General features: G+C 37.6%; 9 protein-coding genes and 1 pseudogene. All 10 read left to right on the plus strand.

The window, feature by feature from the left end:
• Positions 1-136: 136 nt before the first annotated feature.
• Positions 137-685, plus strand: a complete 549-nt coding sequence (locus CQZ96_RS20785; RefSeq protein WP_004724712.1) for a sigma-70 family RNA polymerase sigma factor — start codon at positions 137-139, stop codon at positions 683-685.
• Positions 675-1658: a FecR family protein gene (locus tag CQZ96_RS20790; RefSeq protein WP_105714066.1), complete on the plus strand. Its 984-nt coding sequence runs from the start codon at positions 675-677 to the stop codon at positions 1656-1658. Before CQZ96_RS20785 ends, CQZ96_RS20790 begins: the two co-directional genes overlap by 11 nt.
• 445 nt (positions 1659-2103) lie before the next feature.
• A complete protein-coding gene (locus tag CQZ96_RS20795; protein WP_105714067.1) occupies positions 2104-2715 on the plus strand; it encodes a fimbrial protein in 612 nt (203 codons plus the stop codon).
• A gap of 89 nt (positions 2716-2804) precedes the next feature.
• A pseudogene (locus CQZ96_RS20800) lies at positions 2805-3392 on the plus strand (type 1 fimbrial protein).
• An 88-nt stretch (positions 3393-3480) separates the two neighbouring features.
• Positions 3481-4071 carry a fimbrial protein gene (locus CQZ96_RS20805; protein WP_105714068.1) on the plus strand — a complete coding sequence of 197 codons (591 nt, stop codon included), beginning with the start codon at positions 3481-3483 and terminating at the stop codon, positions 4069-4071.
• A gap of 848 nt (positions 4072-4919) precedes the next feature.
• Positions 4920-5513 carry a fimbrial protein gene (locus CQZ96_RS20810; RefSeq protein WP_105714150.1) on the plus strand — a complete coding sequence of 198 codons (594 nt, stop codon included), beginning with the start codon at positions 4920-4922 and terminating at the stop codon, positions 5511-5513.
• A gap of 90 nt (positions 5514-5603) precedes the next feature.
• On the plus strand, positions 5604-6209 hold the full coding sequence (locus tag CQZ96_RS20815; RefSeq protein ID WP_105714069.1) for a fimbrial protein: 606 nt from the start codon (positions 5604-5606) through the stop codon (positions 6207-6209).
• 88 nt (positions 6210-6297) lie between these two features.
• Entirely contained in the window at positions 6298-6888 is a 591-nt protein-coding gene (locus CQZ96_RS20820; protein WP_105714070.1) for a fimbrial protein, read from the plus strand.
• Positions 6889-7081: 193 nt separating this feature from the next.
• Positions 7082-9682, plus strand: coding sequence for a TonB-dependent hemoglobin/transferrin/lactoferrin family receptor (locus CQZ96_RS20825; protein WP_105714071.1), 2601 nt, complete (start codon positions 7082-7084; stop codon positions 9680-9682).
• 626 nt (positions 9683-10308) lie between these two features.
• Complete coding sequence (locus tag CQZ96_RS20830; protein WP_105714151.1) at positions 10309-11775, plus strand: purine-cytosine permease family protein; 1467 nt, start codon at positions 10309-10311, stop codon at positions 11773-11775.
• Positions 11776-12189 lie beyond the last annotated feature (414 nt).

The following is a 12189-nucleotide window of genomic DNA, read 5'->3' on the forward strand; positions in this document are numbered from 1 at the left end:
GGGTTATATGAGAGATGACGAATGAACTGGATAAAAAGCGCAACAGAGCCTACAAAAAAAGTTCTTTAGGATAGCATTTACAAATCATAAAATGTAAACGATAATTATTATTGTTTAGAATTTTTAATTTAATTTTATGATCCCAATTCTCCCCACACCATCGCGACAGCAAATACTGCAAGAGATGTATTTGGATCACCATGATTGGCTGAAACAATGGCTGAACTCGCGTGTCAGATATCCTTTTACTGCCGCAGATCTGGTTCAAGATACTTTTGTCAAATTGCTGCAAAGCAAACAGCTTTTTTCTATTCAGGAACCGCGTGCATATCTGGTCAATGTCGCAAAACATGTGCTGATTGATAAGCATCGTCGTTATATTTTAGAGCAGAATTATTTAGAAACACTCAAACAGCATGCAGATGATCAAGATCTTTTAATCACTTCAAATCAAATTGAAGAGGCTGTACTTATTTTAGATTTTCTTACCATTGCTTTACAGGATACAACAGCACTAACTCGAAAAGCATTTATCATGTATTACTTTGAAGGCTATAGTCAGAGTGAAATTGCCACTGAGATTGGCAAATCATTACGCACGACACAGCTCTATTTAGCCGAATGCTTACAGTTATGTTATGAGGCGAAAAACAATTTGCTTGAGCTAGGGCTAGATGAACGCTAAACAGCTACAGAAAGAAATGGCTTTATGGATTGTTCGTTTAAATACCGATGATTTGCATGAGCGTCAACAAGCGCAAATTGAGTTTGAAGCGTGGCGAAGCAAATATCCTGAACATCACGATCAACTCGATCAGATGTTTAATTTTTCTGAAACGATGCAGCAGTTTTCGACAACGCATGGCATATCCAGTCAAAATGTTCACAACTCAATGAAAGTCAGCCAGCAAAGTAAAAAACATATTTTACAACTGTTTAGCAAAGTCTTGGTGTTTTGTGTGAGTATCGGCGGTGTTGTTTATTTCACTGCGAATTCAACAATGATGTCTTACTACATGGCTGATTATAAAACTGAGGTTGGGCAAATGCATTCGATCACCTTAGAAGATGGTTCCAAAGTGACTTTAGCTGCAAAATCTGCCATTAAACTTGATTTTACCGCTGAAAAAAGACAAATCAATTTAGTCCAAGGGGACATTTATATTGATGTTGCCAAAGACCCACAACGCCCTCTGATCGTTCACACCGCTCAAGCGGATTTTAAAGCGCTCGGTACACGATTTATTGTTTATCAGTACGCCAATAGCAGTGTGTTAAATATGTTGCATTCAAAGGTTGAAACCCGTTCATTGGCTCAAAATTCTCAAGTAAAAGTAGTCAAGCAAGGCGAAAAAATTAGCGCTGACTCACTTGGTTTAAGTCCGATTTCTGAGTTAGATATTGCATCGACCGAGTTTGCTTGGGATAAACATCAGATATTGGCAGATCAACTTCCTTTAGCTGATTTACTGACCAACTTAGGGCGTTATCATCATCAATATTTAATATTTAATCATTCGACCTTAAAAGATTATAAAGTCAGTGGTGTGATTAATGCGCAACAGGATTTAGATCAAACGCTACGATTGTTGGTAACTCAATACCCAATTAAAATAACCAAGCTTGGCGATCATGTGATTTATATTGCTTCAAAATAACAAAAATGTTATTTTGGTTGGGTTAAATATATTATTAAATGTGGTTTATTTATGTTTAGTCACATTTTTATATGTTGAAAATACTGTTTAAAACTAAAATAATGACTTAAAATTTACCAATTTATTTATAATATTGAATTTTAATAATAAAATTAATACATGATTTTATGTAATGTATTTGTATGAATAAAAGTCAACTTAGAAACTATTGTGGTGTGGATGTATTTTTGTCAGCATAAGGTTTTATTTTAAATTAACTGAAATTTAAAATAAAAATAAGTAGTAAGTGGCTAAATTTTTAAATCAGCATAGGCTTAAAATAAGCAGAAACATGGTTTACCCATATTTAATTGCATTTATTTATATTGAGATTTTCGTTCCTATAATGTGAATAAGATTATATTTATCGCATTTTTTTATTCAAACTTTATAAAGGGGTTATTCAATGAAGAAACTGAGTTTAGTAACATTGAGTACTTTGGCTTTAACTTTGCCATGTACAAATGTATTTGCGTTAGATGGAACCATTACAGTTAATGGTGTTATCACTGATGGAACGTGTACATTAAAAGGTGATGGTAATAGGTCAAGTGGTACTAAAGACATAACGGTTAACTTGCCTTCTGTTCCTAAATCACTATTTAAATTTGAACCTGGATTTCCAAATTCAATGCAAGTAATCTTTAGTATGCAGTTAACGAATGCTACGGGTACAGGTCCTTGTGATGCTGCAACAAGTAAAGCTTTTAAAGGGATACATTTGATTCCAATTTCACCAACTGATTTGGATGACCTTGATAAGAGTTTATTGGTCAACAGAGCCACTGGTGCAGGTGGTGCCTCTAGTACAAATCCTGTTTTTATTCGATTTTACACCTATGAAACCAACAGTATTGTAGATCTGAATGCGCCTTGGGGAAGTCAAGCAGGAAGTGAACTTTATAGTGTTGGTAATGAAGTATCTATACGTTATGTGGCAACGGTTATTTCTAATACTGGAGTTGTGGATGCTCAAAATGTGCAAGCAAAGATAAATTATACCATGCACTATAATTAAATTTTTTATGTTGGTTTTAGTGGTGAGGCATAGATTTAATGATGATTGAGCAACTTAAAAATAATTAAAACTTTATAAAGGGGTATTTGATGAAGAAACTGAGTTTAGCAACATTGAGTATTTTAACTTTGCCATGCACAAGTGTATTTTCAGTAGATGGAACCATTACGTTTGATGGAGTTATCACCGATTGAACATGTACATTACAAGGTCGTAATAGTGGTGTAAGTGGTTTAAAAGATATAACGATTACCTTACCTACTATGCCCAAATCAATGTATGAATTTGCAGTAGGAGTATTGGGTCTTCACTTAAGAAATGCTACAGGTACGGGTCCTTGTGATGTAGCTACAAGTAAAGCCTTTAAAGGGATCCATCTCAGTGTAACGTCACCAGATGAGGACCTAGATGCAACCGTTAAAACTTTATTGGTCAATAAAGCCCGTGGCGCAGGTGGTGCTTCTAGTATAAATCCTGTTTTTGTCTATTTTTACAGGTTGAGTCCTACTGAGTTGGTGGATTTTTCTGCACCATGGGGAGATCAAGCGAGAAGTCCAGTTTATACGGAGGGTGGAGAAACTTATCTAGTTTATGGTATCGGAATGTTTTCTAAGACTAGGATTGTCGATGCTCAGAATTACACGGCAAAGATAAATTATACCTTGCACTATAATTAATTTTTTGTGTTGGTTTTTGTAGAGAAACATAGGTTAGCTGGTGATTCAGCAACTTAAAAATAATTAAAACTTTATAAAGGGGTATTTGATGAAGAAACTGACTTTAGCAACATTGAGTACTTTGGTTTTAACTTTGACATGTAGCAGCGTATTTGCTGTAGATGGGAGCATCAGAGTCAATGGTGTTGTGACTGACCAAACCTGTACCTTACAAGCTGGCTCTAGTGGGGTAAGTGGTTTGAAAGATCTAACAATTAGCTTGCCCACTGTGCCTAAATCAAGATTTAGACCTGGAGTTTCACAAATAAGAATGGGCGTACTGTTGCACTTAAAAAATGCTACGGGTACAGGTACTTGTGATACAGCAACAACGAAAGCCTTTCAAGGGATACATCTCAGTACAATTTCACCACCAGATGACTTAGATGCAACGGATAAAACTTTATTGGTCAATAAAGCTACAGATGCTCCTACTAAAAATCCTGTTTTTATTCAAATAAGTACTGGACATCAGACCGTTGTGGATCTTTCTTTGCCTTGGGGATCTCAGTCGAAAAGTGACGTTTTGGGCGTGGAAAATCGTTTCGTATTTTACCAAGTAGCATATATTTCTAAAACAGGAATTGTAGATGCTCAAAATGTACAAGTAAAAATTAATTATACATTGCACTATAATTAATTTTTGGTATGTGGACTTTAGCTGGTAAGCATAGGTTTGCTGATGATTGAGAAAATTAAAATTTAAAAAAACTGCAATTCATTGCGGTTTTTTGTTTTATCGCTAGGCTTGTTTCATCAGCCCTTTAGCCCTTTTTAAAAGCATAGATCAATATAAAAATCCCTTTCATCTTCCCTTTTTTGCAAATAGAGAAGGCACTTTGAATAGCAATATGATTTACGACACACGATTATTTTTGATTGATGAACGAAATCGATTGAATATCATTTTATAAAAAATCATAAGTGCTTTAATGAATATTCAATCAATGATGTTGATGGGTAATACTTTGGATACGTATAGAAGATCTTAATAAGGAAGCTGGATGATGAGGTCATTTATATGATTGCAAAATGATAAAACATATTATTTTAGTCGGGTTAAATCTATAATGAGAAAAATGATTTTATTGATGTTTAGTCATATTTTGACATGTTGTAAATGGTGTTTAAAACTCAAATAAAATTAAATTTTTGATCATTTGTTTTATTTATTATATTGATTTTTAATAATAAAATTTATAAATGATTTTATGTAATGTATTTATATGATAAAAAGTAAACTTAAAAATATTGTGATATGCGGATATTTTTGTCAGCATGGAGTTTTATTTTAAATTGTCGGAAATTTAAAATAAAAACATCTATTAAAATAGACTCTAGCTTGAAATAAGCAGAGGCTTAGAGTTAACAGCAACAGCGTTTATATATTTAGATCTATCTATTTTCGTTGAAATTACCATGTCTCCTAATGTGAATCACAGCATCGTTAAATTATCGCATTTATTAAAGCTTTATAAGGCTGATTCAATGAATAAACTGACTTTACCCACATTCAGCACTTTGCTTTTAACTTTGGTATGTACCAGCGTTTTTGCTGTAGATGGAACCATTAGAGTCAATGGTGTTATTACTGATGGGACATGTATATTACAAGGTAGTAGTGAGGTAAGCGGTAATAAAGATCTAACGGTTACCATGCCCACTGTATCTAAATCAAATATTGGTGGAGCGTCAAGGAAAATTGTGATGGAGTTAAGAAATGCTGATGGTACAGCTAACTGTGATGCCACAACAAGTAGTGCCTTGCAAGGTATACATCTCAGTGCTTCACCAACTGACTTGGCTTCATATGATAAGACTTTATTACTCAATAAAGCTACGGGGGTAGGCGGTGCGTCTACTGCCAACCCTATTTTTATGCGAATAGAGACTGATAAGGGGGTTGGTCTTGCTAGGCGGGTAGATTTTTCTGCACCTTGGGGAACACAGGCGAAAAGTTATGTTAATCAGTTTCGTGGCCGTACATGGATTACTTACTATGTAGTATATTTTACTTGGAATTGGATTGTTGACGCTCAAAACGTCACAGCAACTATAAATTATACATTGCACTATAATTAAATTTTCCTCTGTTGTTTTTGGTTGGGAAGCATGCGTTTACTGAAGATTGAGCAATTTAAAATGATTAAAACATTATAAAGGGGTTATTCAATGAATAAACTGACTTTAGCCACATTGAGTACTTTGGTTTTCACTTTGCCATGCACAAATGTATTTGCAGTAGATGGCACCATTACGGTTAATGGTGTTATCACTGATGGAACCTGTACATTAAAAGGTGATGGTGGTTATATAACTGGTTTGAAAGATATCGTATATCCATTAGGTATTGTACCTAAATCGTGGTTTACGCCTACACTTCCAGTGCCAATGCGTTATGGACTTACTCTACAGTTAACCAATGCAACAGTTACAGCTCACTGTGATGTGGCAACAAGTAAAGCATTAAAAGGAATACATCTGAGTACAATTTCACCAGATGATTTGGATGAGACGGATAAGACTTTACTCGTGAATAAAGCCAAAGGTGCGGGTGGTGCTTCTGCTAAAAATCCTGTTTTTATTCAAATGCAGACTGAAAACAGTAGACCTGTAGATTTTTCTGCGGCTTGGGGAACTCAGGAGAAAAGCTTAGTGCGTATCCGTGCTGATGGTGAAACATATGTATATTACATAGTCGCGGTTGCTTCCAAAACGGGGATTGTCGATGCTCAAAATTTCACGACAACGATCAATTATACCTTGCACTATAATTAAATTTTGTGTGTTGATTTTATTGATGAAGTTTAGGTTTATTGAGGGTTGAGAAAATTAAAACTTATTCAAATCTTATGAGATGTATTGAATGCAGAAACTGACTTTAGCCACATTGAGTGCTTTGGCTTTAAGCTTGACTTGTAGCAGCGTATTTGCGGTAGATGGAACAATCACCGTCAATGGTGTGGTGACGGACCAAACATGTACATTAAAGGGTGATGGTGGTTTTGCAACTGGCTTAAAAGATATAACCGTTGACTTGGGTACTATGCCTAAATCAAAGTTTACACCTACACTTCCAGACCCAAGGAAGCATGGATTTACTCTGTACCTCACAAATGCTGCAGGTACTGGTGCCTGTGATGTAGCAACAACGAAAGCCTTTCAAGGGATCCATCTCAGTGCAATTTCAGCAAATGATTTGGATGCCACAGATAAGACTTTATTGGTTAACAAAGCTATAGACGCTTCTACAATCAATCCTATTTTTATTCAAATTTCTAGCATTAATGGGGTAGTAGATTTTTCCGCACCTTGGGGAGTTCAAGCAAAAAGTCCAATTTATACGCTTGGAGATGAAACGTATCTACAATACGATGCAGTGCCTGCTTCCAAGACTGGAATTGTCGATGCTCAGAATTACACCGCAACGATAAATTATATAATGCACTATAATTAATCTTTTGTATCTGTTGGCTTAAGTAGATAATCATATATTCGTTAATGCTTTAGAAAATTAAAATTTAAAAAAACTGCAATTGATTGCGGTTTTTTCGTTTCTGCTTCGTCATATAACTTAGAACACATGAAAACACAGATTATTTTAACTGAGTGAAGTTAATGATTATCATTTAACCTTGGGTGGGTAGAGAATGTCTCAATCTTTATATCAGAATGCAATAAAGCCTGTTGCGTTGGCTGTTGCAATCGCACTCTCTATGAGTGCAATCAGTATACAAACGCATGCAAATAATGCTTCGCCTGTTGGCTTTTATCAAGTGCAAAGCGGTTCATTAACCCAAGCTTTAAATAGCTTGGCACAGCAAGCCAATGTATCCTTGTTATTAGATCCTGCAAAAACCAATCGTTATCGGGTAAAGACGATGAAGGGTAAATATACCCTAGATCAAGCTTTTGCATTATTGGTGCAAAATACCCCATTCCAGATTCAAAAAACTTCTGCAGGTTATCTACTCATTGAAAAGTCTACTGCGGCACAAACGTCTGTAGTCAATACAGCAAACACTGCAACAGGAAAAACAGCAACGGGGAAAACAGCAACATCATCCACAAATGCTGAAAACCAAATTTATCAGATGACCCCGATTGTGGTCGAAGCAATAAAAAAAGACACCATACAATTTGGTCAGAGCGTGCTCAATCAAAAGGCGATTGATCGTTATCAGACCAATAATGTTGCGCAATTGCTCGATCATATGCCCAGTGTAGGTTCAGCAGGATCTCCACGTCCAGGAGGGCAAACGATTAATATCTTGGGGATGGGTGGGGTAGCCGATGTACCAATCACCTTAGACGATTCTGTTAAAACGTTTGATAAATATCGACAAGGTTCAGTCTTTATTGAACCTGAGATTTTAAAGAAAATCACCGTGGATAAAGGGCCACATAACGTCGAAGTCGGTAATGGTGGTTTTGGTGGTAAAGTTACACTGGAAACTAAAGATGCGACAGATTTGCTTGATGAGGGTAAAAATATTGGCGCATTCTTAAAATATTCACGTTTTTCCAACAACAGTCAAAATACCTATACGGGTGCAGTATATGGTAAAGCCGACAATGGGCTGGTCGATGGTCTGTTTTACTATACAAACCGAGACAGCGGAAATGTAAAGCGACCTGATGGCAGTGAGTTTTTATATTCTGGACAAGAGCAAGAAACCTATTTAGCCAAACTGAACTTTTATCCTGCCGATGGTCATAAAATTTCTTTAAATGCCATGCGCAGTGGGCATGAAGGTTGGGAACCTTTTGCTGCCATGCGTGATCAAGATGCCGTGCCGACTGAAGCTGATATTGCCAAATATGGTTATGATGAGGCTTGGAAACGCCGTTTGGTCGACCGTGATCAGGAAGATACCAGTTATTCTGCAAGTTATGAATTCAATCCTGATGCTAACCCATATCTAAACTTAAAAGCTGTCGCATCCTATTCCAAGACCTATCAGCATGATTTACGCTTGCCAAGTGTGACGGGTTCAGCGGCACTGTTAGGCAATGAAAGCTGGGTAACCTATACCAATACAGCATTAAAAATGAGTAATATCAGTGATATTGATACAAAACTGGGGACGCATAAATTAAAGGTTGGCGCGCAATACCAGAAAATGGAACAAAACTCGCTGATTTATGACAAAAATAATGTGAAAAAGCCTGACTATAATTTTGGTTATTATGAACCGAACTATATGCCTGCTGGTGATCAGCAAATGCTGAGTGCATTTATTGAAGATCAGTATCAGATTAATAATCTCATCATTACCCCATCGCTACGTTATGATCATATTGAAAATAACGGTAAGCCAAATCGTGCATCACGATTTAATGATCCGGCTGCTGGACATGATTATTCCAGTAAAACCTATACAGGCTGGTCTCCTCGTTTAGCGATATCTTGGAAACAGACCGACTACATGACATGGTTTGCTAACGTGAGTAAAACTTGGCGTGCGCCTCGTGTAGATGAACAATATTATGTGCAATCCGCAGCAACCACTGTTCCATCGACCAGTCGTTATTTAGTTCCTGAAAAAATGTTGGCGATTCGTGTCGGAAATGAGATGAATTTTGACGATGTGTTTAGCAATGAAGATCATCTGCAAGTGCGTTTAACTTATCATCATAATCGTGGGGGCGATGAGATATTCCGCAATCGCTCAACATTTTGTCAAGCACAAGCAGAAAACAATGCCAACAACGGATCAGGCAGCGTAGCAGACTGTAAAGGTAATTATGATCATGGTTTTTATCGTAATGTGACTGATTACACCATCAAAGCCTATGAAGCCGAAGCTTTCTATAATCAGCCGACTTGGTTTGCAGGTTTAACCTATTCCTATATTCGCGGGCAACGTGATAATTCCCCTGTAAATCCGTGGTTTGATCAAAAAACATGGATGACCAATATTCCACCGAAAAAAGCCACAGCGACTTTAGGGGTGAATGTGCCTGAGCATCATTTAACCATGGGATGGAGAGGGATATTTGTTGCTGCACAAGATCGAAGCCTTTCAGATAATGATAAATCGATCGCGGCATCTTCATTTTCATTACCTAAAACCAAAGGCTATTCACTGCATAGCGTTTATGCCGACTGGCAGCCAATTGGTGCAAAAGGGCCTACGCTGAATTTCTCGATTGATAATTTATTTAATCGTGATTACAAAATGTATTTGGGTGAGTATATGACAGGTACAGGTCGAGATTATAAAGTGAGTATTTCGCAGAAATTCTAATGTTTCTGTATCCAATATTCGAAGTGGTAGAGTGAGATTGCGAGAAGTCAATTTGATTTAAGGAGTAAGTTTATACAGATTTACTTCATATAAATTAAATCGCTTTTTACATTATTTAATTATACAAGGTGTAGGGGTTGCATGGCGACAGGGATGTCGGCCCTTATGTGTGAGAGTACGAGGGGATAGTATCTCTCCTCGTACAATAAAAGATTTTGTCCCCTTTTTTATCTGAGCAAGAACAAAGTACTGCTTTGTTCTTAGCGCAAGGATGTGGGAACACAAGATATGGCATTGCCTACACAAACCGATTTAAACTTTTCACTGTAAAATAAGGCAGTGAAGATTTTACGATCATATTCATTCTCTTTCATTGAATTGTATGATTTCTCACTTTTTATACAACAAATCACCATACATTCGATTGTTTAAAATAATAATTTTTATCAGTGATTTACCAGTCTAGATGCAATATATATCCATTTGGTTATGAATTCTCATCTAAAGATGATTGGACTTTGGCATCTATTCATTCAAAAAATACTTTCAGGCTAAACAGATAAATCACTGTTTATAAATGATCACCAGAGGATTGGTGTATTAGGATCTGTATAAAAGGGACGATGATGAATACAAATAAAAACAGTTCACAGAACATAAATCAGGCTGGATCCACCATCGCACAAGCTGTAGAGGATCATGCATTGGTCAGTGTGCCTATGGCAGAACGCCAGAGTGGTTTTAAATTGGCGATGAGTCCAATGGGTGTTGCAACAGCACTGGTCATTTTTGCCGTTGGTGGATTTACAGTGTTACTCTCAGGCTTTTGGATTGGGCTACTGGCAGGATTTATCGCAACCATTGTTGGTTATAGCATGGGTTATTACCTTGGAAAGATGACCTTTCAGACGGGTATGTCGAGTACGGTCACGTCGCGGTTTTTCGGATTTGGTGTTAAAGGTTCATCACTGGGCGCAGCTATTTTTGCCTTTATGATTCTGGGTTTTTTGGCATTGGAAAGCGCCTTGCTTTATGAAGGCACACTGTTGATGTTCAACTTGCAGGACACCATACTTGTCAAAATATCTTTGTATGGTGTACTGACCCTTGCATGGATTTTATTGGCGATATTTGGTCTGCAACTTGCGTTAAGGGTTTCAAAATACATGATTGTGGTTACGCTGGTGGTCACCTTCTATATGATTTATCACCTTTATGGTGTACGAGGTATGGACCCGATGCTGGTTTTTAATTCTACTGGTTCAGTTACTGGTGGATTTTGGCCAAAACTCAGCACGGCACTGGTTTTGATGGGGGCAACTGCGGGAACAATTGCACTGGTCACGATAGATTTTGCCAGATATTGCCGCAATACTCAGGATGTTAAAGTTCTGGCGATGGCTGGTCCGCTTATGCAAAACCTGATCATGATTGTATTGGGTGGGCTAGTGGTGATTGGTGGTATACCCGAAGTGGCTGAATATCTGATGCATCGTCAAGCAGGCCTATCACCACAACAGGCATCGGAAGCTGCTGCGGGATTTGCCATGACGAATACAGGTGCATTTTTTGTGGTACTTGCAGGTTGGGTTGGATTTATTACCATTTATGCGGCTCAGGCTAAAGCACAAGCAATCAATGCTTATTCAGGTTCACTTGCATTGGTTAATCTGCTGGATGCACTGACTGGTAAAAAACCGGGACGAGCCTTTATGGTGGTACTTGGTAATATTTTTGCACTGATGATGATTGGTGCTGGGATTCTGGGACAATTTGTCGCTTGGCTCTCCTATCTGGGGTGTATGACTATGGGATTGTGTGGCGTTATGCTTATCGACTATTACTATGTGAGGAAAGGGCAGTTTTCATTACAGACTGCAAAGGTGGAAAGCTGTAATTGGGCGGGTGTGATTACTTTGATTATTACTTCGGGTATTGGGATTGTGCTGATCGCAAGCAAAGTGTTTGAACTGGGTTTCTTTGTGACTTTGGGCTTATCTTTCTTGCTTTATCCTGCACTTAGAAAATTGATGCCAGAAGGAACCGCAACCCATTTTGTTGAGGCGGATGTTGCACTGGATGCAGCGGATTGACACTCAAATTTTGTGCTTTTGAATTCTAGATGGTTATCCTATCGTGGGGCGACAGGGATGTCGCCCATTGTGTGTGGGAATGCGGGGGTACAGGACGTACCCCTCGCCTAACATGAGCAAAAACAAAGCACTGCTTTGTTTGCAGCGCAAGGTTTGGCATCGCCTACGCAAACTTATTGAAACTTTCAAAGTAAAATGTGGCAATGAAAGCTTTAACAAAGCTCATACTGATTCATTTTGGATTTCTAAATCCTTCCCTTGCAAGGTTAATACTTTTCATTTCTTTTCTTTTTAAAGGCGCTCGTTTTCCATTGCTAACATTCATCGTGTTTCGAGTCGCTCAGCTACTTTCTCAAAGTAAGTGATCTAGAGTTGTCGTGGTGTAAGCGGAGATTTTCGACTATTAATCCAAGA

This window comes from Acinetobacter sp. MYb10, assembly GCF_002980175.2.
In the GTDB taxonomy this organism is placed as follows: Bacteria; Pseudomonadota; Gammaproteobacteria; order Pseudomonadales; family Moraxellaceae; genus Acinetobacter; species Acinetobacter guillouiae.